This is a genomic window from Dickeya sp. MK7 (assembly GCF_000406305.1).
Lineage (GTDB): Bacteria > Pseudomonadota > Gammaproteobacteria > Enterobacterales > Enterobacteriaceae > Dickeya > Dickeya fangzhongdai.
Genome location: NZ_CM001984.1, coordinates 3,168,714 through 3,192,935 on the forward strand (window position 1 = coordinate 3,168,714; position 24,222 = coordinate 3,192,935).

Sequence of the window (24,222 nt, forward strand, 5' to 3'; positions counted from 1 at the left end):
TTAAACCTTCATGACGCTATCAACCAGCGCCATTTCCTCGCTACTGAGTAGCTTCTCAATATCAACCAGAATCAGCATACGCTCGCCCAGAGAACCCAGTCCGGTGAGGTATTCCGTCGACAGGGTCACCGCGAACTCCGGCGCCGGACGAATTTGATCAGCAGTCAGTGACAACACGTCAGACACGCCATCAACCACGATGCCCACTACACGCTGTCCCAGATTCAAAACAATGACGACCGTATTGTCATCATAGTCGACTTCCTGCTGCATGAACTTGATGCGCAAATCGACGATCGGCACGATGACGCCGCGAAGGTTGGTAACACCTTTAATAAAGCTCGGCGTGTTGGCAATACGAGTGACCTGATCGTAACCGCGAATCTCTTGAACCTTCAAAATGTCCACGCCGTACTCTTCGTCACCCAGCGTGAAAATCAAAAATTCCTGACCTACTGTCTCGCCTGCTAATTTTGTGACATTTGCAAGTCCAGTCATGTTTCTCACCTTTAATCTATAGCTGTAATTTGCTGTTAAGCTGCGGTTTCAACCACACGCTTTTCCCGATAAAGCGCCTGCAACGCAGAAACATCCACAATCAGCGCTACGCTACCATCACCCAAAATAGTTGCGGCTGAAACGCCTGGCACCTTGCGATAATTGCTTTCCAGGTTCTTCACAACAACCTGATGCTGACCAATCAACTGGTCAACCAGCAAGGCATAACGACGGCCGGCACTTTGCAGGATAACAACGATACCCTGAGTGGCATCCGTTTTTGCTCCGGCGACATCGAATACCTGATACAGCTCAACCAGTGGCAGATATTCGCCACGGACCTGCAGCACACGCTCTCCTCCAGCCAGAGGATACAAATCCTCGGCCTGCGGCTGCAGAGACTCCATAACCGCGTTAAGCGGCAGGATAAATACATCACTATTGACCTTGACCGACATGCCATCCAGGATCGCCAGCGTCAACGGCAGAAGAATGCGGATGGTGGTTCCCTTACCTTTCACGAAATGAATTTCAACATGCCCGCCCATCTCCTGGATATTTCGTTTCACCACATCCATGCCCACGCCACGACCCGACACATCGGTCACTTTTTCGGCAGTAGAAAAACCGGGAGCAAAAATCAGCATACCGACTTCTTCGTCAGTCATGCTATCGCTCACCGCCATCCCCTGGGACAGGGCTTTGGCCAGGATACGTTCACGATTCAGACCCGCACCGTCGTCAATCACTTCGATACAGATATTGCCGCCCTGATGTTCCGCAGACAGCGTCAGGTTTCCGACAGCCGATTTGCCCGCTTCAATACGTTTTTCCGGTGACTCGATACCATGGTCCAGACTGTTACGTACAAGGTGCGTCAACGGGTCAATAATACGTTCGATCAGGCTCTTATCCAGCTCGGTTGAACTTCCCAACTGGGTCAGTTCAACTTCTTTGCCCAGCTTGGCGGCCAGGTCGCGAACCAGACGCGGGAAACGGCTGAATACATATTCCATCGGCATCATACGGATCGACATCACGGACTCTTGCAGGTCACGCGCGTTTCTTTCCAACTGCCCCATGCTATTAAGCAGGTCGCCATGAGCGACCGGGTCCAGCGCACTGGAGCGCTGAGCCAGCATGGATTGAGTAATCACCAGTTCACCAACCAGGTTAATGAGCTGGTCAACTTTTTCCACCGCTACACGGATACTGGTGTCACCGGCTTTTTGTCTGCCTTTGGCTGCATCATTGCCGCCTGCAGGCTTGGCCGCCGGTGCAGCCGCCACTGGCGCAGCAGGCTGAACGGGGGCAACTGGCGCAGGCTCAGTCGGCTCGACCACCGCAGCAACAGGCGGAGCAGCGTCGGCTGGCGCTGCCTGAGCGGCAGATTTGAAGTTGATTTGGTCCGGCTCCAGCACAAAACACAGCACAGCGCTGATGTCATCTTCACTGGCTGACGTTTCCAGCGTTAACTCAACACTGTTGCTGGTCTGCGCCGTATCTTTTACCGTACCCAGATTCCCCAATTCTTCAAGCAACTGAGGAATATCTGACTCTTTCAGGTTGGTAAGGGCAATACGCAATCCCGAATGACCACCGGCGGAAGCCGGCGTAGGGGACGCGGAAACCGGTTGTTCAGCATTTACCTTGACAGAGGCCGCTCCGGCAGCACCATCATCTTTGGACTCCAGAGCAAGCTGGCGCAGAGCCTGACAGATATACTCAAAGCTTTCGGCGTTGGGCTCTTGCGAGGTTTTGTAAGCATCCAACTGATCCTGCATGATATCTTTGGTTTCCAAAAACAGGTTGATGATATCAGTGCTCAATCGCATTTCACCGCGTCTGGCACCATCCAACAGGTTTTCTAATATGTGTGTGGTTTCCTGCAATACCGTGAAACCGAACGTTCCCGCGCCCCCTTTAATCGAGTGAGCAGCGCGAAATATGGCATTCATCTGTTCCGTATCGGGCGCTAACGGATCAAGTTGCAATAAATGTTGCTCCATGTCCGCCAACAATTCATCTGCTTCATCAAAGAATGTTTGATAAAAAGCACTCATGTCCATGCTCACGTGGGTCACCTCTGCTGTGAATCGCGGCTTGTTGAAGAAGGTGTCGCCTGGCTATCAGGTGCTGCTGGCAAAGCTGTAGTAGGCTGCCGACGTCCTGTCGTCGACGCGCCATTCGCCCCCGATGCCGGCGCCGTCGTTGCCGGTGCTTGGGCTGGAGCCACAGTTGAGCCAGATGCAGGCGTCCCATTGGTTTCGGGTTGTGGTGTAGCCGTACTGTTACCGTTATCGGCAGGCGCGGTAGCAGGTTTGGCCTTTTCCATCCCCATGTTCTGTAAATTCTCTATTTTATCAATGTTTACTGCGCTGCTTTCAGCATTTTCACGTTCGATGTTTTCCTGCGCCTGCTTGTTCAGGACAACCAGACTGATTCGCCGGTTGATGGCATCGCTGCCTCCCTTCGCCTGCTTTAAATTCATCGTGTCGGCCATTCCAACTACGCGTAAAACCTTGCCCTCAGCCAGTCCACCAACAATCAGTTCGCGCCGGGAAGCATTAGCGCGATCGGCCGACAACTCCCAGTTGCTGTAGCCTCGCTCCCCCATTGCATACTGTGCATCATCAGTATGGCCCGATAAACTGATTTTATTGGGAATATCATTCAAAATCGGCGCGATGGCTCGCAAAATATCGCTCATGTAAGGCTCAACCTGGGCGCTGCCGGTTTTAAACATTGGGCGATTGTTACTGTCAATAATTTGAATGCGTAGCCCCTCATCCACCATTTCAATCAACAGGTGCGGGCGTAACGCTTTAAGACGGGGATCGGCCTCAATCAACTGATCGAGTCGCTCCCGCAGTTTGTTCAGTTTGATTTCCTCAAGACGGCCATCCATGGTGTCAATCTGCCGCTTCACATCGCCTTCTTGCTGAGTAGGATCTGAACCGCCGCCCGGGATGGGGTTGGAGGCATCACTCATCTTCGGACCGGACGTGATGGCAATTTTCAATGGCGTGCGGAAATATTCGGCAATCTGAGCCAACTGGGAAGGTGAGGAAATGGCAATCAGCCACATGACCAGGAAGAGAGCCATCATAGCGGTCATGAAGTCGGCATAAGCAATCTTCCATGAACCACCATGATGAGCGGCATGCCCCGATTTACGTTTTTTGCGGATAATGGGATGCTGGTGTTTCATGCGTCATTTTCCGATGCCTGCTGTGCCGGTGCCTTCACATTACGAATATGCTCTTCCATCTCGGTAAATGAAGGACGCACTGTTGAATAAAGAGTTTTACGACCGAACTCAACAGCAATCTGCGGCGCATAACCATTCAGGCTGGATAACAGTGTCACCTTGATGCACTGAAGAACCTTGAGCTTCTCTGAGTTCTTCTGACGTAACAGCGACGCCAGCGGCGACACAAAGCCATATGCCAGCAAAATCCCCAGGAACGTACCCACCATCGCATGGGCGATCATCATCCCCAGCTCGGCTGCAGGACGATCAACAAACGCCAATGAATGCACAACCCCCATGACCGCCGCCACGATACCGAATGCCGGCAAACCATCCCCCATCAGGTTCAGACTGGTGGCCGGCACTTCAACTTCATGTTCGACAGTTTCGATCTCTTCATCCATCAGCGTTTCGATTTCAAACGCATTCATGTTGCCGCTGACCATCAGTCGCAGATAATCCGTGACGAACTCTACGATATAGTTATCAGAAAGGATGCGGGGATAATTCGAGAAAATCTCACTCTCTTTTGGGTTGTCGATATCAAACTCCAACGAAAGCATACCCTGCTGGCGGGATTTGGCCATCAACCGGAACAATACCGCCATCAGATCCATGTATACGGCTTTCGTATATTGGGATCCTTTCAACAGCGTGGGAAGCGCTTTCAGCGTCGCCTTTATCGCTTTGCCGTTGTTACCAACAATAAACGCACCAGCAGCCGCGCCACCAATAATCAACAGTTCCGAAGGCTGATACAACGCCCCCAACTCGCCACCCACGATAAGATAACCGCCAAGTATGGAGCCTATAGTGACAAGATAACCCAATATAACCAGCACAAGAATTCCTTATAGATAGTAAAAGGGTGGCGGAGAGAGTTATAAATGCAGTCTTACCAACGACTTATTTGGAGGGAATACTGCCATCGGGCAATGAACGCGCGATGACAGAACCACAAAATCGCCATCAGGCTCAGACTGCATGTTTAACCTGTTCGTCCAGCAGTTGAGGTATCATATCGGCAACATTCGGCGAAAGTTTACGTCTTTTTACTGCTCTGGAGGGTGGCTGGCATAAACTGCAGACAAAACTATTCTTGGGCTGATGTGCATGGGTAATAAACATCCCCTTGCAGCAATTACATGAGGACAGCTGCAGCATGCCGCTATCCACAAAACGAACCAATGTCCAGGCGCGGGTCAACGCCAGCAAAGGCACATCGCTTTGAGGAGCACATTGTTCGAGGTAAAGGCGATAAGCCTTGATTACTGCCTCGACACCGGTGCATTGTCCATTTTTGAGTAAAAACAGATAGGCGTTATAGAACATGGAAGAATGGATATTCTGTTCCCATGTCATGAACCAGTCGGTAGAAAACGGCAACATTCCTTTAGGTGGAGGGCTGCCTCGTAATTCTTTATAAAGCTTGATTAAGCGACCGCGACTTAATTGCGTCTCGCTTTCCAGCATCTGCAGGCGCGCACCCAGTGAAATGAGTTCCATCGCCAGCTGGATATCCTTAGCTTCCTGAACAATACTTTTCTCCGCCATCATTATGCCCTTTTCTTAGGCAAGCCTTCTTCTTTTGAAGACAGCTCTTGTAATAAATGACTCGACAATAAAATACCGGTATGGATCTGTTGCAGATCATCAACCCGGGATTCTTGTGTTAATAACTTAATCGTATTGTGATCACTGAAGCGGAAATGACATATTAGTTGATTGGTTTCAGCGAGCTTTACCATTTGCGGCAAAGTCAGCTGCATCAATGCCTCAGCCATTTCTTCATTGATACCCAACCGGAACATCGCTGATGCTTTTTCGTCGTTTATTAATCGCTGAGCCAGTAACAAATAAGACAAATTGATGTCATAAATGTGCTTGAGCAATTCAGAGGTACCCATATTCCCATCCCGACAGACTATGTTTCAAACATAAGTTAGGTGATAGACTGCTCACCCGCTAAACAATCACTCTCCATAGGTGGCATGAAAACTATCGGTGCCAGATAATTCTACTACTTTATAATCTTCTAATATGACGAAAAATACAGCATCAACATTGATGCGTCTGAGGCTCCATCTCTTCATAACTCCAGGCTCATCCTTTCTCTGTATTGCGTCCAACATAGAACGTAGGATTAATCCTAATCCTCCGCCACTGTACCGCCTTCGGCCTGACTCATACAACGCAGGCATATCAGCATTTTGATAATTATGTGATCTGCATCACAAAAATGAAAGAGGCAAAACATAATATTTCACTGATTTTTACCCTGCTGTGAAATTTTCCTGAACACAATATGATCACAACAGGAGAAAAAAACTCCCCGCAATAGAGTTTCGTTCAGTATGACAAAATCAATTAATTGATTTTAAAAGTAAAAAATTGACACAGCTGCTTATCAGATTAAACCCCGATTCTACAACCACTTTGATTTACATTAATATTTCTAATTTTATCACCAAAGTTACTATTTCATTAGTGTATTTTATGTCCATATAACGAAACACTGGAGCCATTTTCATGCTGGATTTTGAGTATTTCAACCCGACGAGAATCCTGTTTGGGCCAGGCAAACTGGCTGAGATTGTCAAATACATTCCGGAAAATGCCCGCATACTAATAACTTATGGCGGAGACAGCGCCAGAAAATACGGCACGCTGGATGAAATCCGACAGTTATTGACCCATTATACCTGCTTCGAATTCGGCGGTATTGAACCCAACCCGCAATATGCGACGTTGATGCGCGCAGTCGACGTCGTAAAGGCGAACAAGATTGATTTTTTGCTGGCGATAGGTGGCGGTTCGGTGGTCGACGGAACCAAATTTATCGCGGCCGCGAGCACACAGGCTGATATCTGGAATACCTGGCTTGCCAGGGCGCCAATCCAGTCTGCGTTGCCGATCGGGTGCGTGATGACATTGCCGGCGACCGGTTCGGAAATGAATGCAACGGCTGTGGTATCCCACAAGCAATCCGGCGCCAAAGCCGGCTATAGTCACCCGCTGTTGTTTCCCAAGTTCGCTGTTCTCGATCCGCGGAAATCCTACACTTTGCCATCGCGTCAGGTTGCGAATGGCGTAGTGGATGCATTCGTACACGTGCTGGAGCAGTATCTGACCTATCCGGTCTACGGCAAAGTGCAGGATCGATTTGCCGAAGGGTTATTGCTGACATTAATAGAAGAAGGCCCCAAAGCCATACAGGCACCGGAAAACTATGATGTTCGCGCGACGCTCACCTGGAGCGCCACGTTGGCCCTGAACGGACTGATCGGCGCCGGCGTGCCTCAGGACTGGGCAACGCACCGTATCGGTCACCAGTTAACATCGCTTTTCGGGTTGGACCATGCGCAAACGCTGGCGGTACTTCTGCCTTCGCTGCTTGATGTGCAGCGTCGTACGAAGCATGACAAGCTGGTGCAGTACGCCCAGCGAGTATGGAATCTTACCGCTGCGGATGAGGAAAGCCTGATTTCACTGGCTATCGAGAAAACACGGGCGTTCTTTGAAACCATGGGAGTGAAAACCCGAATGCGCGACTACAACCTGCCCGAATCCGCAATTGACGATATTCTGGCGAACCTGGAAAAGTTTCATTTGTTGCCGCAGGGGGAACACCAGGATATTGACCGTGCCGCCGCCCACCGAATTCTGCGTCAAAGTTATTAAACCGCCGTTCCTGATTAGCCGGACACCGTAGTCCAATGCGTCATGCGCGTATGCCGTTTCCGGGTACGCGCCTTCCCGTTTTTAGACATCCGTCACGCCGATTAATTGCCTAATAATTGAAATATATAAATAACAGGATCCGATATGCCTCTGCCGCCAGATTCGTGATCGACATCGCATTGAAATTCATGAATGTTTCACATTATATGCCGATGTTAGATTATGTTGGTATTTGAGTACGGATCGCCACACAGCTGTTTCCAGAAACAAAAAAACACCCAAACTACACCTGCGCGTAGTACGGTTGATGCACATATATTTTTCCTGAAAATGAGCGAATGGATATGAAAATGATGTCAAAGTCTGAACAACAGGGTAAAACCGGCATATTGGGTAATCTTGGACTGGTGCCGTTATTTGTCATCATTCTGGGCGGGATCATGCTGTTATTCGCCCTGGCTATCGGCACCGCCAGCTACTTTTTGGTGCGCGCCAATCAGAGCCTGGATTACGTTACTCAGGAAATTGACGTCCGCCTCGGGCTGTCAAACAGTTCCAACCATCTCAGAACCGCCCGCCTGCTCATTATCCAGGCTGGCGCCGCCGTTCGCGTTGGCGACACGGAAGTATTCAATAACAACCTGAAGCAGGCGGAACAACGCATTGCTTCGTCGAAGGACGCCTTCAAAGTTTATGAGAACCGTACCGTCAAAACCGACACGGATCTGGCGTTGGAACCGGAACTGAATAAGGCCTATAACGATTACGTCGAAAAAGGCATCATGCCGATGCTTAAGGCGGCGAAAGATGGTTATTTCGAAGAAATACTGACGCACGAATCGGAAGAGGTCCGTGTACTGGACGAAGCCTACAATAAGCCATTACTGAAGGCGATTGCCTTCCGTACCGAGCGAGCCAAAGCGCTTAATAGCAATGCGCAATATCAGGCCATGATGGGTTACACGCTGATGGCCGTCAGCTTCGCCATCGCCATCGCCATGACCCTGCTGACCTTCATGTTCCTGCGCGGTACGCTGATCAAGCCGATGAACCGTCTGGTACAGCGTATTCAACGCATTGCTCAGGGTGACCTGACCCAGCCTAACGAAACCTATGGCAAAAATGAAATCGGCATCCTGAGCCAGAACATCCAGCAGATGCAGGCATCGCTGGTGCATACGGTTTCCACCGTGCGCGACAGCGCAGACTCCATTTATCAGGGAACCACCGAAATTACGGCCGGTAATAGCGACCTCTCTTCCCGCACCGAGCAGCAGGCGGCGGCGATTGAAGAGACCGCCGCCAGCATGGAACAGTTGACCGCCACCGTAAAACAGAACTCCGACAACGCGCACCATGCCAGCCAGCTAGCCTCTAATGCCTCCGGCAAGGCGAAACAAGGGGGTGAAATCGTCGAAAACGTGGTTAACACCATGAACAGCATTTCCGGCAGCTCACGGAAAATTTCTGAAATCACCAACGTGATCAACAGTATCGCCTTCCAGACCAACATCCTGGCGTTGAACGCCGCGGTAGAAGCGGCCCGCGCGGGCGAACAAGGCCGGGGATTCGCGGTGGTGGCGGGAGAAGTGCGCAGCCTGGCGCAGCGCAGTGCTCAAGCCGCCAAGGAAATTGAAGGCCTGATCTCCGAATCCGTATCTCTGGTTCATAGTGGTTCAGAACAGGTAGACAAGGCGGGTCAAACCATGCACGAAATCGTTCAGGCCGTAAGCAGCGTGACCGACATTATGAATGAAATCGCTTCTGCCTCGGATGAGCAAAGCCGCGGCATCACTCAGGTCGGGCAGGCGATTTCCGAGATGGACAGCGTCACGCAACAAAACGCCGCGCTGGTGCAGCAGGCTTCTGCCGCCGCCTCATCGCTCGAAGAACAGGCGATGGTGCTGACCCGCGCGGTATCCGCCTTCAAACTTACCGGCCATCGTCAGGATAAGGGTTACGCCCCGGCCCCGCTGGCGTCAAAACCGCTATTGGCTACGTCAACCGCGGCGCTGAGCTCTTCTTCCAGCGCTAAATCCGGCAACGATAACTGGGAAACCTTCTGATGCGTACAGGCCGATGCGGGTGACCGTATCGGCCTGTTATTTCTCCGCAGGTTGACGCGGTTCGACAAAGACTCCCTCTGGGCTGTTAAGTTCGTTGAAGAACCAGATCCCCTCGGGGTAGTCCTCCAGTGCAATCAGGTACATGATTCCTTCCTGAAACGGTTCCACCGCCAGAATGACCCCTTCTCTGCGCAATTCGCCATCGGTCTTTACTGTCACTACATCATTTACGTTCAATCATTCACCTCTTTTTCTTTCGTCCCGCCCTGCCGTACGGCTTATACGCAAACATTTATGCCAATCCGCCGACGGTATTGTCAAACTCAGAGGTGTAGACAAAACACAGCTTGTTGCCTTCCGGATCACGACAGTATGCGCCGTAATAGTCAGGCGCATAGTGCGGGCGAAGTCCTGGCGCGCCTTCATCCGCGCCTCCCAGCGATAACGCGGTTTGCCAAACGTGACGTACAGCCTGCGGCGAGCTGACAGCGAAGCTGACCTGCGTGCCATTTCCCCAGGTCGCCGGCAAACCATTGAACGGGACCTGCACATAAAACTGCGGCCAACGCCGCCCCGGGATATGCCACCCTTGCCCTGCCGGGCCGCCAGGCTCTTCCTCAACCGGGACAAAACCAAGTTCCTCCAAAATAGCAGCATAGAAACGGACCATAAGGTCGATATCCCGGGCGCCGAGGATGATATGACTGAACATCTCTTTTCCTTTATTTCTATTTCACGCTCCAGACGCGGCCATCAGTCAAACACACCGTTGATAATGGTGGTCACTACCGCCGTGCTGATCGCAATCAATACCAGGTCCTTACCGACAATCCGCCACTCATACCCCGGGTAAGACGGCAACCCACGCAGCATTTCAGGGGGCACGGCACGGCGTGCAATCCCCGGCGGCAGCGGTTTCCCTCTGGACAGATTCTTCGCAACGCCGGGAGGAAGGCTACGATAACCGGTAAAGCCATGATCGACGGCAAGACGCCGCGCATCATTATATGAGAAGCGATTATGATCCGGCGATCGCCCGCCATCGTCGGGCATCGATGAACGGGCAGCCCCTGGGTGTCCTCCCTGTTGGCGAGGGTTATCGCGTTGCCATTGATAATCGGATCCGCCATTACCCGGCCCTTTTCCTTCGGGTTCTGCCAATACCGGAACCGAAGCCGAAAAAACAGAGGTAGCCAGCACCATCGCCAGTGCTGAAAAAGAGGATTTAGACATGGTACGACCTTTGTAATGAATGGAAACCATAAGGAATATATATAGCGTGAATAGCCGGACGAATAGGGAATTTCTCAGTTTTTGTCCATCGGCATGCACGGCACATCAGCACTGCATTCGCGACACTGACAGATGAATATATCGCCGCATACTTTTAAAACATTGTTTCATCTGAATTGCTGTTTTTCTGATGTCACCGACTCCACCTTGCCCAACATACTTTTATAATCACCACGGTGAATAGTTTTATGAACATGCAATTCAACCGCTATGTTCACGGTATAACGCAAGCCTGTCTGATCTCGGTTTACGCTTGCAGGCGACTGCACTCTGGTTTAGACGCGGAACACGCTCAGTTCGTGATGAAAAAGGCTCGCGGCATTTGTCCTCCTTCCGCCTGTGATACGAAGATAGGTAACATGATTTTGAATACAGCCAAACAGCTGTTGAGTACATTGAGAAACACCGCCTGGTACAAAAAACGTCATTCCAATCGAGTCCTGTTCTGGCGGGAAATTACGCCATTAGCGGTTCCCATTTTTATCGAAGGGCTGTGTGTGGTGCTGATGGGGATATTCAGCACCTTCCTGGTTAGCTGGCTGGGCAAAGAAGCCATGGCCGCCGTAGGGCTGGCGGACAGCTTCAACATGTTGATTATTGCGTTTTTCACCGCAGTCGCGTTGGGGACTGCCGTCGTGGTGGCGTTCAGTCTTGGTCAGCGTAATCGTAAACAGGCCCGGCAAGCCGCACGGCAATCGATCTCATTATTGGTGCTGATCTCCCTGCTGCTGGTGGTGCTGGTGGAATTTGCCGGTCAAGTCATTATCGACCTGATTGCCTATAATGCCGAGCCGGCCGTGAAATCACTGGCGCTGACATTCCTGCGCCTTACCGTATGGGGTTACCCGGCGCTGGCTATCACGCTGGTCGGTTGCGGCGCATTACGCGGCGCCGGCAACACCCGCTTGCCGATGATCATCAATATCGGGATGAATATCCTGAATATTCTGCTCAGCGGCGTATTGATTTACGGCGTGGCCTCATGGCAAGGCGTGGGGTTCATTGGCGCGGGACTGGGGATCACGCTCTCTCGCTATCTGGGCGCGTTATGCGTCGTGCTCGCGCTGACCAAAGGCTTCAACGGCGCGCTGCGCATCCCGTTTCAGAGTTACTTCGCGCCGTTCACCACCACGATTCTCTATGAGGTGCTCAGCATCGGTATTCCGGCCAGCATCGAATCGGTCATGTTTAATGTGGGGAAGTTGATCACCCAACGCTTTGTCGCCGGCATGGGGACCGAGGTCATCGCAGGCAACTTTATTGCCTTTTCAATCGTCGCGCTGATCAACCTGCCAGGTAACGCCCTGGGTTCGACCTCGACCATCATTGTCGGGTCACGTCTGGGTAAAGGACAACGCATGCAACCGGAACGGCAGCTGAAGTACATCTTCTGGCTTTCCAATGTTGGTTTGTGCGCACTGGCATTACTCTCTGTGCCTACCGCCGGATTGATGGCCTCAATGTATACCAACGAACCCGATGTGATTACCGTGGTTAAACAGTTGATCTGGCTGAATGCGTTGTTCATGCCTATATGGGCCGCATCCTGGGTACTACCCGCCGGCCTGAAGGGAGCCAAAGATGCCAGCTATACTATGTGGGTCGCGCTGGCTGGTATGTGGGGGTGCCGGGTGATAGCCGGTTATATTCTGGGCATTATGCTGGGATTTGGGGTGATCGGCGTTTGGATGGGGATGTTTTTTGACTGGATCGTCCGTGGCGCGCTGTTTTATCACCGTATGGTCAGCGGTAAATGGTTATGGCGCTACAAACCTACGGTTAACCAAGACAGGTAAGAAAATCAGCATCCTCAAAAACGTATTTAGGAATACGACGCTCAATATTTCAATAAGAAGAAAATCATCACAGCGGCTAATCATTTGACTAAGAAAGTGTCACGGTTTTCTTTATTTTTAATAATTATCATTATCCTGCAATATAAAATCCATTTGACCATACATATTGGGTCGTGAATACTGCCGAAAACTAATAAGGGTATAAACCCCGCCATCTGGCTAACTAACAGGAGTGAGCAATGAAAAAAACAATTATGGCTATCGGTCTGGCAATCGCGGCGTCTACTGTAGCCTTGCCGTTCACCAGCCAGGCCGCCGTCAAAGACGAAATGGGCGCTATGGCGAAAAGCTACAAAAGCGCTTCCAGCGCTAATGACGCCGCCACGCTGAAAGCAGATCTGCTGAATCTGAAAGCCCATGCGACCAAGGCCAAAGCAGATCCGGAGTTCAATAAAAGCCCGAATAGCGCAGTGTTTAACGAAGGTCTGGAAAAACTGCTGAAGCAAATCGACGCGGCTATCGCGCTGGTTGATGCAGGCAAACTGCAGGAAGCCAAAGCCGCTACGGATGAACTGAAAAAAACCCGCGCCGAGTATCACAAAAAACTGGGTGTGTAATTCACCAGTCACCGCAGCAGCGGAGCTTATTATCCCTGCTGCGGTCTTCCCTCTTCCTCATCAAGCATTAATAAAACAGCACAATTACTCTTTTTCATCGCCTTATATCGTCAGTTTATTCCTCCCAGTGAATATTTTAGGAAACCACAGGGCATCATCAGGAAAATAACACGATTACGCATTCGCTATGATAATCCACATAATCGGTAAAGAGCGTATTGAAAATTCCGAGAATGAATCGGGCATCTGGATCTACTGTAGAAAATCCACTATAACCTAGAGAGTTTCATCATATGCAGGTATTGCAATATTGATGAACACGCCGACTGAATAGAATAAAACCAGCCACATATTCTATTTACAGTTACCACTGACTCATCGTCATATGAAATGGAGATTCATTTATGCCTCTCTCTTATTTGGATAAAAATACCGCTATCGATAGCAAAAAACACCCCCCACGTAAAAAGCTGTTTCTGTCTTGCGCCTGTTTAGGATTAAGCCTTGCCTGCCTTTCCAGTAATGCCTGGGCGAGTGTTGAGCCGCTATCCGTCAACGGTAATAAAATCTACGCAGGTGAAAAAGCCAAGAGTTTTGCCGGCAATAGCTTATTCTGGAGTAATAATGGCTGGGGCGGCGAAAAATTCTACACGGCCGATACCGTTGCTTCGCTGAAAAAAGACTGGAAATCCAGTATTGTTCGCGCCGCCATGGGCGTTCAGGAAAGCGGTGGTTATCTTCAGGACCCGGCTGGCAACAAGGCCAAAGTTGAAAAAGTGGTGGATGCCGCAATTGCCAACGATATGTATGTCATTATTGACTGGCACTCGCATTCTGCAGAAAACAATCGCAGTGAAGCTATCCGCTTCTTCCAGGAAATGGCGCGTAAATATGGCAACAAGCCGAATGTCATCTATGAAATCTACAACGAACCGCTTCAGGTATCATGGAGCAATACCATTAAACCTTATGCCGAAGCCGTGATTTCCGCCATTCGCGCCATTGATCCGGATAACCTGATTATTGTCGGCACGCCCAGTTGGTCGCAAAACGTTGATGAAGCCTCGCGCGATCCGATCAACGGCAAGAATATCGCCTATACGCTGCATTTCTACGCCGGAACCCATGGCGAATCATTACGCAATAAAGCACGCCAGGCGTTAAATAACGGTATTGCACTTTTCGTCACCGAGTGGGGCGCAGTTAATGCGGACGGCAATGGCGGGGTGAACCAGACGGAGACCGACGCCTGGGTAACGTTTATGCGAGATAACAATATCAGCAACGCAAACTGGGCGTTGAATGATAAAAACGAAGGAGCATCAACTTATTATCCGGACTCTAAAAACCTGACCGAGTCTGGCAAAAAAGTAAAATCGATCATTCAAAGCTGGCCATATAAAGTGGGTAACGCCGCCAGCGCAACGACCGATCCGTCAACTGATACCACCACCAGCCCCACCGTTGATGAACCTGCCACAACCGACACACCGGCCACCGCCGATTGCGCCAATGTCAACGTTTACCCCAACTGGGCCAGCAAAGACTGGGCGGGCGGGCAGCCCAGCCATAATGAAGCGGGCCAATCGATCGTCTATAAAGGCAACCTTTACACCGCAAACTGGTACACCTCATCCGTTCCGGGCAGCGACGCCTCCTGGGCGCAGGTTGGTAGCTGTAACTGATTGATTAATTTGCTTCACATCAAAAACAGGGCTGCACGATTGCAGCCCTGATATATAACATCCGTCACTTAATTGCGTTCAAAAGCGCCTAAATCCGGTGCACTGCCTGAATAGCTGATATCGCTCTCTTTCGTCCCCGCATTAATCAGCTTTGAGCTAGCCGACAAACGGAATAATGAAGTTTCCGGCAAGGTGCCGTCATTGTCACGAGATACGGTAGCAAGAGAAGTGTCCAGGCTGACGAAATCGGACGCGGAAGCCACCGGCCCCGTATCCCATGAGTTGGACTTCGCATCCGCATTACTGACCGTTACAGAAGCAGACAGCGACACGTTATTACGGAAGTAATGTTTCTGCCCTGACTGAACTTTGCTCCCGAAACCATAATTAATGCCGTTTTTATATGACGTGTTATTTATCACCGTAACGCCACCAGCGTTATTGTTCTGGTCAAAGCCTTTGCTCACATTGCCAAATGCGACAGAGCGGGTAATACGATGATTGCCAACCGCCTGATTTCCGCCCAGTTTAAACCCATTGCCATTGCCGGCGAACGCGCTGTCATTCCAGTAATTGATGCCATTACGGAAAGCCCAACTGTTTTCAATCACCACTTTCTGCGGACTGTCAAACAAGTCAAATCCATCATCCGAGTTTTCCCAGGCGCGACAACCAACAAAACGGTTACCCGGACCTTGTTTTTGTTTCGGTCCAAATCCATCGGCCATACTGCCGTTCTTCTTGGGATCATAGTTACGGTAGGCATCCGAATTAATTACCGTGTTGTATGAACCGCCGTTATTGATTTCAAGTCCGGTATTACGGTTATGATGGAATGCCGTATTCTCAAAGGTATTATGGCTACCAATTACATAAGCCCCCTGATAGCCGGCTCGTGTTACCTCTACCCCTTTGAAATACCAGTAGTCGCCGGTCACATAAAACCCGTAAGACGCCTGTACCCATTGACTGTCCGGGAATGAGAAGTCAAATACCGCCCGGCCGCAATTGGCGGCGGCCACATAAATTGGCGCGCCCTCTTTCCCGGATTTATTGAATGTAATCGTATTCCCTTTACCCTGAGTATAAGGAATGGTATAGGTTCCCGGTTTCAATAGAATCAACTCGCCGGGGTTAACCGCCGCCATAGCGGCAGAAAAACTCATCGGAGAATTAAAGCTGTTGCCGTTATTGCTGCTGTTGCCATTCGGCGCAACATAATAAATACGCTTGGTGCTAATTCCGCTGGTGAGATCCGAACTGCAATCCGCTGCCATAACTGATGTGCTATTTACCAGAAAAAATGCTGCTAACCCGGTACTGATAAAACAATTTAAATATTTCATCCTTTGCCTCATGATGTTGTAAAAATCATCTATCCATCGGCCTCAAGATGCATACTCCAGCAAATGTCGTCAGGCGGGGAAAAGGCTGCGATCCGCTACATCTAAAATCGATAGCCAATGAATCAGCTTGTCACTGTGAAAAATTACGTTGGAAGGGTACCATTCCTTCGGTTTTCCTTGAACAGAAGCTGTTCTGAGTACATTGCATCCTGCATATTGAGGTAGCGTGAGTATACTACGTTTACGGTATATGAATACCGACCGCAACTGAATGGTATGCGGTTGTTAAAGATACATATGCCATTCATGGCGCATACACCGTGATAAAGCATCAAGCAAAATACAAAAAAAGCCATTTCTCGCTTATCTAAATAAAAATCACATTATTAGTGTATTAATTCAGAAATGAGAGCATCATTATATATGTGAATAGAATAACCATTATATTTAATAGCAGATAAAGATATTGCCGCACGAATGCCTTACTATCACCATGACTGACAACATCAACTGTTCATCCCCTCATTACCGCATCCAGCATCCCCGTGTTTGCTGATAACTGAGCCATCACCCATCGCTGCCACCGCCATACGTCAACTGGTTTAATGACGGGCATATAACGCGAGACAACGCGTGAAAACATCCTGTTATCTCCGCAGTTATTACTCTGCCTGAAAAACCAACGACTGGACTCACTCATGAATGAAACAGATAAAAGCATCGTCTCTCTATTTATCATCGGCACGCTGATTGCCGTCGGCAAAGTGCTGGCGGGCAGTGAGCCCATCACACTGCGGCTGTTTATTGGTCGCGTAATGCTGGGAGGTTTTGTCTCAATGATGGCAGGCATCGCACTGGTACAGTTCCCTGACCTGTCGCCCGTCGCTATCAATGGTATCGGCGCCGCACTGGGCATCGCTGGCTACCAGACTATCGAACTGCTTATTCAACGCCGCGTTCGCCAACTGGGCAAAAAAAGCACACCGGAGAAAAATAACGATGCTCAATAACCCTAACCTTATTGCGTTTTTGGACATGCTGGCCTTTTCCGAAGGAACCGCAACGCATCCGCTCACCTGTAATCGTGGTTACGACGTGATTGTCACCGGGATTGATGGCAAACCAGAGATTTTCACCGACTACCGGGATCATCCATTCGCCAATGGTCGTCCGGGAAAAATCTTCAACAAGCAGGGGCAGCGCTCCACGGCAGCCGGACGCTATCAGCAGCTCTACCGCTACTGGCCAACCTACAAGACCCAGTTGGCGTTGCCGGATTTCGGACCCGATTCGCAGGATACGCTGGCTATCCAACTAATTCGGGAACAGCGTGCGTTGGACGACATTACGCAAGGCCGGCTTACCAGCGCCATTACCCGGTGCAACAACATCTGGGCCTCACTGCCGGGAGCAGGCTACGGTCAGCGCGAGCATAACACCGAACGGCTGGTCGCCGTGTACCAGCAAGCGGGCGGGAAACTGGCATGAAAAGCGCCATGATCATCGCAGTCATCATGATTGCGCTTAGCGCAGGGGTCGGCGTGCAGTCCTGGCGGCTGCACAACGCTCGTCAGTTAACCGACCAGCAAGCGCAGACACTGTCGTTACAACAGACAGCGCTGGATGAAAAATCCGGCCAGTTGAAAACGTTGTCCGAACAGGCTGAACGCAACAACCGTGAACAGGCACGACTGCGCGACATGGCCGCCGAGACTCAGGCGGCGCTCTCTGAACGGCAAAAAGTGGTGATGAGGTTACAACATGAGAACGAAGCGCTTAAACGCTGGGCTGACACTGATCTGCCTGCTGATATTATCCGGCTGCGTCAGCGCCCCACCTTCGCAGGTGGCCGTGCTTACCGTGAATGGCTGTCCCAGACTGACGCCCTGCCGGTTCCCGGCAGCCAGTCCACAAACCAACGGTGAGCTGAACAGCCTGCTGGATGAAACCGAAGCCGCGCTGGCGACTTGCGCCGACCAGGTGGATACCATTATTACCTGTCAGGCAAAAAGCGATGCAACGCCCAGCGCTACGGTAGCTTCAGGGAATCAATCAGGCACTAGGGATACCGTAGCGGCAACGCAATGATCTCCGCCCTTGAGGCAAGATGAATCATAGGAAGGCAAAGTTGGAAAACGAAGTTTCAGACCGGGATGTCAGGGCGACCGAGCCAGGAAATTGAGGTATTCCCATTCAAGCCAGTCGCTCATAGCTTTCAGCCTAAATCAGGTCTGGTTTTCAGGGATGGCGGTAGCGGGCTGTTCACGTTTCGACCCGGTGGCTACATATTAAATAGACCTGTCGTGACGGCAATAAAAAACCGCCCGAGGGGCGGCCACAATCGTTTTAGTAATTAATCATTCTCTAGCGCACGCTGAATGATATCGGCAGTCTCGGTGATTCTACTACCGATCGCATCCAGAGCGGCTTGCACTCCACTTTCGCTGGCGCCTTCTTTGATGATTTCGAGTATAGCTGAAATGACTATTTCTCTTTTCTCTTCATCACTTCTTGCGACATCATGCTGATCATAAAAGTAATTCTGAAGCATAAAGACTCCTTTTTATTGTCAATGAACGCAGCATATCGCTAAGACTATTCCGAATAAAGCATTATCACAGGTAACCAGTGAATGCCTGTTGTTATTCTCAGCGTTTATATGCCTTTCCCCCGCTCAATCGCTGAACCGAACGCATGGAAAACCGTTTTGACTATAAGCACCGCTTTAAAGGCGACGCAGCAGGGTATATAGCCAAAAACGTCGGCGATTATGCGCTGAATAACAAGCGGTGCAAAGACATGACAATCCACTGAAAGATACCACAGCAGCACTAACGACCTGAGCAGACGCTAATTATTCAACCATAGTTAGCAATAGCGGCTTACCGGAGGCCGCCTTTTTTATGCCTGAAAAATCAATACCGCCACTTGCCAAATTACAGGCATAAAAAAACCGCCTCGTGGCGGTCATGTTCTTTTAATTATTTTCTTATCTTACAAGGCGTTAGCACATGGTGCCCAGAGCGGGACTTGAACCCGCACAGCGCGAACGCCGAGGGATTTTAAATCCCTTGTGTCTACCGATTCCACCATCTGGGCTCAGATTTTGGAGGCGCGTCCCGGAGTCGAACCGAGGTGGACGGATTTGCAATCCGCTGCATGGCCACTCTGCCAACGCGCCTTACCTTGATGCTACTGCTAAATCGATTTGGAGCGGGAAACGAGACTCGAACTCGCGACCCCGACCTTGGCAAGGTCGTGCTCTACCAACTGAGCTATTCCCGCATTCTACAGAACATCTTGTTTATCAAGCGTTTTCAATAAACTGTGTCGCTGTCGATGCGGTGCATTCTACTTACCTGACGCAGTGAGTCAATAAAATTATCATCCCACCTGAATCGTTTGCTGTTTTTTAAGGCGAGGCGATCAATGTTCAAGCAAATCGCGCCAGGCAGCGCTCAAATACTGAAACATAGACCAAAACGTTAGCACCGCGGCCACATACAGCGCCGCCACGCCAGCGGCCTCCACCATGCGTTCAGGCCGCCACAGCAAACCGACCAGCGCGACCATCTGTGCCGTGGTTTTGATTTTACCAATCCAGGACACCGCCACGCTGCTGCGTTTACCCAGCTCCGCCATCCATTCGCGCAATGCAGAAATGATGATTTCACGGGCAATCATCGTGGCGGCGGGCAGCGTAATCCACCAGGAATGATAATGCTCAGCCACCAGCACCAGCGCAACCGCCACCATGACCTTGTCGGCCACAGGGTCCAGAAAGGCGCCAAAACGCGTGGTTTGTTTCCACCGGCGGGCAAGAAAACCGTCAAACCAGTCTGTCACCGCCGCAAAGACAAAGATGCCCGCACATACCATTGGTGCCCAGTTGAATGGCAGGTAAAACGCCAGCACAAAGAATGGGATTAGTACAACACGAAACAGGGTAAGCCACGTTGGTATATTAAATCGCATAGCGTCTGGGTAACTGTCTGGCCCGAAAGATAATAGGGTTATGTTGCTACATTGCCTCTAGTGTTTCAATGCATGAAAGATTTTTTCTGCCAGCGCATGCGAAATTCCCGGTACGTTGGCGATGTCTTCCACGCTGGCGTTCATCAGCGGCTGTAATCCGCCCATGTATTTCAATAACATCTGCCGCCGCTTCGGTCCCACCCCTTCGATGGTCTCCAGCGAACTGGTACTTTTTACTTTAGCACGCTGTTTGCGGTGACCACTGATGGCATGGTTATGCGAATCGTCACGAATATGCTGAATTACGTGCAACGCCGGCGAATCGGCAGGCAATGCTACCCCCTCGCCTGTCGCTTCGAAGAACAGCGTCTCCAGCCCGGCCTTGCGATCGCTGCCTTTCGCGACCCCCAGCAGTAAAGGGCGTGATTTGTCCCAGGGCACCTGTAATGACGCAAAGACGTCCTTGGCCTGCGCCAGTTGCCCTTTGCCGCCGTCAATCACGATAACATCAGGAATCTTGCCTTCGTCAATCGACTTGCCATACCGACGCCGGAGCACCTGATTCATGGCGGCATAGTCATCGCCCGGCGTGATACCGGAGATATTGTAGCGGCGATACTCCGAACGCAGCGGCCCATCCGCATTGAACACGACACAGGAAGCCACGGTCTGTTCCCCCATGGTATGGCTGATATCGAAACATTCCATACGGTTGATTTTTTCGATCCCAAGAACAGACGCCAGCGCAGCCAGGCGCTGTTGGACCGTCGATTGCTGCGACAACTTCGTCGTCAATGCCGTATGGGCGTTGGTGCGCGCCAGTTTAAGATAGCGTGCGCGGTCACCACGCGGCCGGGTTTGAATCTGGATCTTGCGGCCGGCCTGTTCGGTCAGAGACTCGGCCAGCAACTGATGTTCCGGCAGCGAGAAGTCCAGCAGGATGTCAGACGGTAAGGTGCGGGAAACACTACCCTGCAAATAGAACTGGCCGACAAACGTCTGCACCACTTCCGCCAGCTCTGTCCCTCCTGGGACTTTAGGGAAATAGCTGCGACTGCCCAACACTTTTCCCTGACGGATAAAGAGCACGTGCACACATGCCATACCGGCTTCAAACGCCACGCCGATCACGTCAAGATCATCGCCGTCGCCGGAGACAAACTGCTTTTCGGTCACCCGCCGCACCGCCTGGATCTGATCGCGAATACGCGCGGCTTCCTCAAATCGCAATTCCCTGCTTGCCGTTTCCATGCGATCGATCAGGCGGGTCAACACCTGCTGATCTTTGCCGGACAGAAAGAGACGCACATACTCGACCTGGCGCTGATACTCTTCCTCACTGACCAGACCGCTCACGCACGGCCCCAGACAACGGCCGATCTGATACTGCAGGCAAGGACGCGAGCGGTTGCGGTAGACGCTGTTTTCACACTGACGAATGGGGAACAGCTTTTGCAAAAGCATCAGGGTTTCGCGCACGGCATTGCCATTGGGAAACGGGCCGAAGTATTCGCCCTTGGCGTGCTTGGCGCCGCGATGAACCGACAGGCGGGGATGCGTATCCCCGCTGAGGAAAATCATTGGGTAGGACTTATCGTCACGCAACAGCACATTGTAACGCGGCTGATAGCGTTTGATGTAGTTGTGCTCAAGCAACAGGGCTTCGGTTTCAGTATGCGTGATCGTCACATCGATCTGCCGGATACTTTTCACCAAAGCCTCTGTTTTACGGCTGGCGACATGAGCACGAAAATAACTGGAAAGGCGTTTTTTCAGATCTTTGGCTTTACCGACGTAGATCACCGTGTCGCTGGCATCGTACATACGATAAACCCCAGGCTGACTGGTTACGGTCTTCAGAAAAGCCTGGGCGTCAAAACGTTCAGTCACTACTAATCAATGTCTCCGCACTAAATAAACCGTGGCGAATCGCCAGATGCGTCAGCTCCACATCGCCGTTAATGTTCAGCTTACTGAACATTCGGTAACGATAGCTGTTGACCGTTTTCGGGCTAAGGTTGAGTTGATCGGAGATCTCCGTCACTTTTTGCCCTTTGGTGATCATCATCATAATCTGCAATTCGCGTTCAGACAGACACTCCAGCGGCGTTTCTGTCTGCGGCTCCAGTTGGCTCAACGCCATTTGCTGAGCGATATCCGACGCAATATATCGTTTGCCGGCATGCACAGAGCGGATGGCGCATATCACCTCTTCCGGCGTGGCGCCCTTGCTAAGGTAGCCCGCTGCCCCCGCCTGCATCACTTTAGCAGGTAACGGGTTCTCTGTGTAAATCGTTAGCATTATAACTTTAATTTCAGGGGAAAATCGTACAATTTTGCGTGTTGCCTCAAGACCGCCGATTCCTGGCATGTTCATATCCATCAGCACAACGTCCGCACTGTTATTACGGCACCATCTGACCGCATCTTCACCGCACTGCGCCTCACCAACAACCTTGAGGCCTTTAATATCGTCAAGAATGCGCCGTATCCCTGCTCGCACCAGTTCATGGTCATCAACAAGAAAAACGCTAATCAAAGAACAATTCTCCAAAAAGAGTAACACTTACAGACGAGTTTGTTGCAGGTGGTACTACGTGGTTTAGAAAAAATGAATACACTTTTTAATTAAAAATGTATTTTTTTATTCTACCATGTGGTATATTCTCTAAGTTCCTGAATGATAGCGACTGTGCATCAGACGCGGAACTCACTTCCATCACAGTATTCATATTTCCAACCTGGTTTTTTAGAGAAACAGACAGCTTCACTGTCTGAAAAATGTCAAATTCTAAATTTAATCAATAGATTATCAAGTTTTGTAAGTACAGGCAATTAGGTGCGCGATTGCTTTCTTTTCCATCATTGTAACGCTCTTGTCACTTTGCCGCACCGACTGTTTACTACAAATAATACACCTGCCCCAAAATATCCATATAAAAGTTGCAATGTATCTAATCAAACGCATTTAAAAGCCAAAAACACGTTAACAAAATATAGGCAGAATGTGGCATAAACAGATAAAAAGAATACAACTTAATGGGGCTGAGTGGTTATTTTCCTGACCAGATGCATTGGCACCTATGGTATAATAAAGCCAAATTTTGTTATGTCGCCGGCGTGTGTGCTGCACAGAACCAGTCTCTGGCTCCACCACGCCGGCTTCCGTTTGTTACAGGAGACACTATGAACAACAACGACTTTCCGACAGCCTCCACACCCGAAACGTTGGCGCATGAAGTTAGCTGCCTGAAAGTGCTGATGACGTTGATGCTGAAATCCATTGGTCAGGCTGATGCAGGCAAGGTTATCGTCAGCATGGAAAAATACATTGCCCAACTGGAAGACCCTGCACAGGCGGAAATATTCGGCACCACTATTAAGCAAATCAAAACAGTCTATCGCCGCTAATCAAAGCTCATCGGACATCAGCGTAATCCGCTATTGTCCGATGGGTATGAACCGTTTCCCCCGCACAATAAACAAGCAAAAATAAACGCAACAATGCGCGAATGTTGACACTATGATTTATATTTCGTCAACAAATCCGGTTATTACCAGATAAATGACAAGATAAAAACTTAGTAATTGTGATCTATTTGGGAATAGTATTCTTTAATCAGAATAGACCTACAGAGTAATCAAGCTGGAAATTAAATAGTGAAAAAATGTTTCTGCGGGAATAAATACATTAGCACGAATGAAAGGAAGTGTTGGTGGGTCGTATAGGGCTCGAACCTATGACCAATTGATTAAGAGTCAACTGCTCTACCAACTGAGCTAACGACCCAACGGGGACGGATTATTCTCTTCTTAACGCCATCTGTCAAATAGTTCATCTTATTTTTTTTGCAGACAGGGGAATCAGCGAACACATTGTAACCTATCACTATTTTGTTCTCTCGCACGGGCTACCGTTCGTCTTCCGATTGATTCATGGATATAAATTCACCACCGCGTGAAGCACGTACCGAAGTGACAGGAATTACGCCTCAACTCATCATGAGAAGAA

At 50.3% G+C, this 24,222-nt stretch carries 24 protein-coding genes and 4 tRNA genes; 10 read left to right on the forward strand and 18 right to left on the reverse strand.

Annotation, left to right across the window (positions count from 1 at the left end; genetic code table 11):
- The 6 genes from cheW to flhD form a co-directional block, all read right to left on the reverse strand.
- Positions 1-498, reverse strand: coding sequence for a chemotaxis protein CheW (cheW, locus tag DXXMK7_RS13645; RefSeq protein ID WP_013318523.1), 498 nt, complete (start codon positions 496-498; stop codon positions 1-3).
- Between the two features lie 35 nt (positions 499-533).
- Complete coding sequence (cheA, locus tag DXXMK7_RS13650; RefSeq protein ID WP_193745956.1) at positions 534-2,561, reverse strand: chemotaxis protein CheA; 2,028 nt, start codon at positions 2,559-2,561, stop codon at positions 534-536.
- Positions 2,562-2,578: 17 nt separating this feature from the next.
- Positions 2,579-3,709: a flagellar motor protein MotB gene (gene motB / locus DXXMK7_RS13655; protein ID WP_038919582.1), complete on the reverse strand. Its 1,131-nt coding sequence runs from the start codon at positions 3,707-3,709 to the stop codon at positions 2,579-2,581.
- Complete coding sequence (gene motA / locus DXXMK7_RS13660) at positions 3,706-4,593, reverse strand: flagellar motor stator protein MotA (RefSeq protein ID WP_038667872.1); 888 nt, start codon at positions 4,591-4,593, stop codon at positions 3,706-3,708. Before motA ends, motB begins: the two co-directional genes overlap by 4 nt.
- Positions 4,594-4,726: 133 nt before the next feature.
- On the reverse strand, positions 4,727-5,305 hold the full coding sequence (gene flhC / locus DXXMK7_RS13665; protein ID WP_038669508.1) for a flagellar transcriptional regulator FlhC: 579 nt from the start codon (positions 5,303-5,305) through the stop codon (positions 4,727-4,729).
- A gap of 2 nt (positions 5,306-5,307) precedes the next feature.
- The gene (flhD, locus tag DXXMK7_RS13670; RefSeq protein WP_038667870.1) at positions 5,308-5,658 is read right to left on the reverse strand and encodes a flagellar transcriptional regulator FlhD; all 351 of its coding nucleotides are present in this window, start codon (positions 5,656-5,658) and stop codon (positions 5,308-5,310) included.
- Between the two features lie 622 nt (positions 5,659-6,280).
- Here flhD and DXXMK7_RS13675 point away from each other — a divergent pair.
- Both DXXMK7_RS13675 and DXXMK7_RS13680 read left to right on the forward strand, forming a co-directional pair.
- Complete coding sequence (locus DXXMK7_RS13675; RefSeq protein ID WP_038919583.1) at positions 6,281-7,432, forward strand: iron-containing alcohol dehydrogenase; 1,152 nt, start codon at positions 6,281-6,283, stop codon at positions 7,430-7,432.
- Positions 7,433-7,770: 338 nt separating this feature from the next.
- Positions 7,771-9,498: a methyl-accepting chemotaxis protein gene (locus DXXMK7_RS13680; protein ID WP_038919584.1), complete on the forward strand. Its 1,728-nt coding sequence runs from the start codon at positions 7,771-7,773 to the stop codon at positions 9,496-9,498.
- 36 nt (positions 9,499-9,534) lie between these two features.
- Here the strand turns inward: DXXMK7_RS13680 and dsrB are convergent, their stop codons facing one another.
- The 3 genes from dsrB to DXXMK7_RS13695 are packed head-to-tail and all read right to left on the reverse strand — an operon-like array spanning position 9,535 to position 10,731.
- On the reverse strand, positions 9,535-9,735 hold the full coding sequence (gene dsrB, locus DXXMK7_RS13685) for a protein DsrB (RefSeq protein WP_038919585.1): 201 nt from the start codon (positions 9,733-9,735) through the stop codon (positions 9,535-9,537).
- A gap of 55 nt (positions 9,736-9,790) precedes the next feature.
- Positions 9,791-10,210 (reverse strand): VOC family protein, encoded by a 420-nt coding sequence (locus DXXMK7_RS13690; RefSeq protein ID WP_038919586.1) that lies wholly within the window; start codon positions 10,208-10,210, stop codon positions 9,791-9,793.
- 41 nt (positions 10,211-10,251) lie between these two features.
- A complete protein-coding gene (locus DXXMK7_RS13695) occupies positions 10,252-10,731 on the reverse strand; it encodes an anti-virulence regulator CigR family protein (RefSeq protein ID WP_049842408.1) in 480 nt (159 codons plus the stop codon).
- A gap of 419 nt (positions 10,732-11,150) precedes the next feature.
- Here DXXMK7_RS13695 and DXXMK7_RS13700 point away from each other — a divergent pair, with 419 nt between their 5' ends.
- The 3 genes from DXXMK7_RS13700 to DXXMK7_RS13710 all read left to right on the forward strand — a co-directional run bounded on the left by DXXMK7_RS13700 (position 11,151) and on the right by DXXMK7_RS13710 (position 14,889).
- Positions 11,151-12,587: an EmmdR/YeeO family multidrug/toxin efflux MATE transporter gene (locus tag DXXMK7_RS13700; RefSeq protein ID WP_038919589.1), complete on the forward strand. Its 1,437-nt coding sequence runs from the start codon at positions 11,151-11,153 to the stop codon at positions 12,585-12,587.
- Positions 12,588-12,826: 239 nt separating this feature from the next.
- The gene (locus tag DXXMK7_RS13705; RefSeq protein ID WP_038919590.1) at positions 12,827-13,204 is read left to right on the forward strand and encodes a cytochrome b562; all 378 of its coding nucleotides are present in this window, start codon (positions 12,827-12,829) and stop codon (positions 13,202-13,204) included.
- 404 nt (positions 13,205-13,608) lie between these two features.
- Positions 13,609-14,889, forward strand: coding sequence for a cellulase family glycosylhydrolase (locus tag DXXMK7_RS13710; RefSeq protein ID WP_038919591.1), 1,281 nt, complete (start codon positions 13,609-13,611; stop codon positions 14,887-14,889).
- Between the two features lie 68 nt (positions 14,890-14,957).
- On the opposite strand, the gene pelL is transcribed toward DXXMK7_RS13710, so the two are convergent.
- A complete protein-coding gene (gene pelL, locus DXXMK7_RS13715) occupies positions 14,958-16,235 on the reverse strand; it encodes a pectate lyase PelL (protein WP_038919592.1) in 1,278 nt (425 codons plus the stop codon).
- 698 nt (positions 16,236-16,933) lie between these two features.
- Here pelL and DXXMK7_RS13720 point away from each other — a divergent pair.
- From DXXMK7_RS13720 to lysC, 4 genes are read left to right on the forward strand one after another with little or no spacing between them, the layout of a single operon-like run.
- Complete coding sequence (locus DXXMK7_RS13720; RefSeq protein WP_038667845.1) at positions 16,934-17,245, forward strand: phage holin family protein; 312 nt, start codon at positions 16,934-16,936, stop codon at positions 17,243-17,245.
- Positions 17,235-17,723, forward strand: coding sequence for a glycoside hydrolase family protein (locus DXXMK7_RS13725; protein ID WP_038919593.1), 489 nt, complete (start codon positions 17,235-17,237; stop codon positions 17,721-17,723). The genes DXXMK7_RS13720 and DXXMK7_RS13725 overlap by 11 nt, the downstream gene beginning before the upstream one ends.
- Positions 17,720-18,160, forward strand: coding sequence for an Rz-like lysis system protein LysB (gene lysB / locus DXXMK7_RS13730; protein WP_038919594.1), 441 nt, complete (start codon positions 17,720-17,722; stop codon positions 18,158-18,160). Before DXXMK7_RS13725 ends, lysB begins: the two co-directional genes overlap by 4 nt.
- Positions 18,045-18,323: an Rz1-like lysis system protein LysC gene (gene lysC / locus DXXMK7_RS23110; RefSeq protein WP_231348877.1), complete on the forward strand. Its 279-nt coding sequence runs from the start codon at positions 18,045-18,047 to the stop codon at positions 18,321-18,323. Before lysB ends, lysC begins: the two co-directional genes overlap by 116 nt.
- A 265-nt stretch (positions 18,324-18,588) precedes the next feature.
- On the opposite strand, the gene DXXMK7_RS13735 is transcribed toward lysC, so the two are convergent.
- The 7 genes from DXXMK7_RS13735 to uvrY form a co-directional block, all read right to left on the reverse strand.
- Positions 18,589-18,786, reverse strand: coding sequence for a hypothetical protein (locus tag DXXMK7_RS13735; protein WP_038919595.1), 198 nt, complete (start codon positions 18,784-18,786; stop codon positions 18,589-18,591).
- Between the two features lie 461 nt (positions 18,787-19,247).
- Positions 19,248-19,334: transfer RNA gene (locus DXXMK7_RS13740), tRNA-Leu, on the reverse strand.
- An 8-nt stretch (positions 19,335-19,342) separates the two neighbouring features.
- A tRNA-Cys gene (locus tag DXXMK7_RS13745) sits at positions 19,343-19,416 on the reverse strand.
- 28 nt (positions 19,417-19,444) lie between these two features.
- Positions 19,445-19,520: transfer RNA gene (locus DXXMK7_RS13750), tRNA-Gly, on the reverse strand.
- Positions 19,521-19,661: 141 nt separating this feature from the next.
- Positions 19,662-20,210, reverse strand: coding sequence for a CDP-diacylglycerol--glycerol-3-phosphate 3-phosphatidyltransferase (pgsA, locus tag DXXMK7_RS13755; RefSeq protein ID WP_022634129.1), 549 nt, complete (start codon positions 20,208-20,210; stop codon positions 19,662-19,664).
- A gap of 57 nt (positions 20,211-20,267) precedes the next feature.
- On the reverse strand, positions 20,268-22,100 hold the full coding sequence (gene uvrC / locus DXXMK7_RS13760) for an excinuclease ABC subunit UvrC (protein WP_038919596.1): 1,833 nt from the start codon (positions 22,098-22,100) through the stop codon (positions 20,268-20,270).
- The gene (uvrY, locus tag DXXMK7_RS13765) at positions 22,093-22,749 is read right to left on the reverse strand and encodes a UvrY/SirA/GacA family response regulator transcription factor (RefSeq protein ID WP_022634131.1); all 657 of its coding nucleotides are present in this window, start codon (positions 22,747-22,749) and stop codon (positions 22,093-22,095) included. Before uvrY ends, uvrC begins: the two co-directional genes overlap by 8 nt.
- Positions 22,750-23,396: 647 nt before the next feature.
- Here uvrY and DXXMK7_RS13770 point away from each other — a divergent pair.
- Positions 23,397-23,621: a DUF2594 family protein gene (locus DXXMK7_RS13770; RefSeq protein WP_022634132.1), complete on the forward strand. Its 225-nt coding sequence runs from the start codon at positions 23,397-23,399 to the stop codon at positions 23,619-23,621.
- Between the two features lie 303 nt (positions 23,622-23,924).
- On the opposite strand, the gene DXXMK7_RS13775 is transcribed toward DXXMK7_RS13770, so the two are convergent.
- Positions 23,925-24,000, reverse strand: a tRNA-Lys gene (locus DXXMK7_RS13775).
- Between the last annotated feature and the right edge of the window lie 222 nt (positions 24,001-24,222).

Coding starts and splice junctions, on each gene's coding strand:
- DXXMK7_RS13710 (WP_038919591.1), top strand. CDS start 13,609: ATGCCTCTCTCTTATTTGGATAAAAATACCGCTATCGATAGCAAAAAA.
- pgsA (WP_022634129.1), bottom strand. CDS start 20,210: ATGCGATTTAATATACCAACGTGGCTTACCCTGTTTCGTGTTGTACTA.
- flhC (WP_038669508.1), bottom strand. CDS start 5,305: ATGGCGGAGAAAAGTATTGTTCAGGAAGCTAAGGATATCCAGCTGGCG.
- DXXMK7_RS13720 (WP_038667845.1), top strand. CDS start 16,934: ATGAATGAAACAGATAAAAGCATCGTCTCTCTATTTATCATCGGCACG.
- DXXMK7_RS13725 (WP_038919593.1), top strand. CDS start 17,235: ATGCTCAATAACCCTAACCTTATTGCGTTTTTGGACATGCTGGCCTTT.
- pelL (WP_038919592.1), bottom strand. CDS start 16,235: ATGAAATATTTAAATTGTTTTATCAGTACCGGGTTAGCAGCATTTTTT.
- flhD (WP_038667870.1), bottom strand. CDS start 5,658: ATGGGTACCTCTGAATTGCTCAAGCACATTTATGACATCAATTTGTCT.
- DXXMK7_RS13705 (WP_038919590.1), top strand. CDS start 12,827: ATGAAAAAAACAATTATGGCTATCGGTCTGGCAATCGCGGCGTCTACT.
- DXXMK7_RS13690 (WP_038919586.1), bottom strand. CDS start 10,210: ATGTTCAGTCATATCATCCTCGGCGCCCGGGATATCGACCTTATGGTC.
- lysB (WP_038919594.1), top strand. CDS start 17,720: ATGAAAAGCGCCATGATCATCGCAGTCATCATGATTGCGCTTAGCGCA.
- cheA (WP_193745956.1), bottom strand. CDS start 2,561: ATGAGTGCTTTTTATCAAACATTCTTTGATGAAGCAGATGAATTGTTG.
- DXXMK7_RS13675 (WP_038919583.1), top strand. CDS start 6,281: ATGCTGGATTTTGAGTATTTCAACCCGACGAGAATCCTGTTTGGGCCA.
- DXXMK7_RS13735 (WP_038919595.1), bottom strand. CDS start 18,786: ATGCTTCAGAATTACTTTTATGATCAGCATGATGTCGCAAGAAGTGAT.
- cheW (WP_013318523.1), bottom strand. CDS start 498: ATGACTGGACTTGCAAATGTCACAAAATTAGCAGGCGAGACAGTAGGT.
- DXXMK7_RS13700 (WP_038919589.1), top strand. CDS start 11,151: ATGATTTTGAATACAGCCAAACAGCTGTTGAGTACATTGAGAAACACC.
- DXXMK7_RS13695 (WP_049842408.1), bottom strand. CDS start 10,731: ATGTCTAAATCCTCTTTTTCAGCACTGGCGATGGTGCTGGCTACCTCT.
- motB (WP_038919582.1), bottom strand. CDS start 3,709: ATGAAACACCAGCATCCCATTATCCGCAAAAAACGTAAATCGGGGCAT.
- DXXMK7_RS13770 (WP_022634132.1), top strand. CDS start 23,397: ATGAACAACAACGACTTTCCGACAGCCTCCACACCCGAAACGTTGGCG.
- DXXMK7_RS13680 (WP_038919584.1), top strand. CDS start 7,771: ATGGATATGAAAATGATGTCAAAGTCTGAACAACAGGGTAAAACCGGC.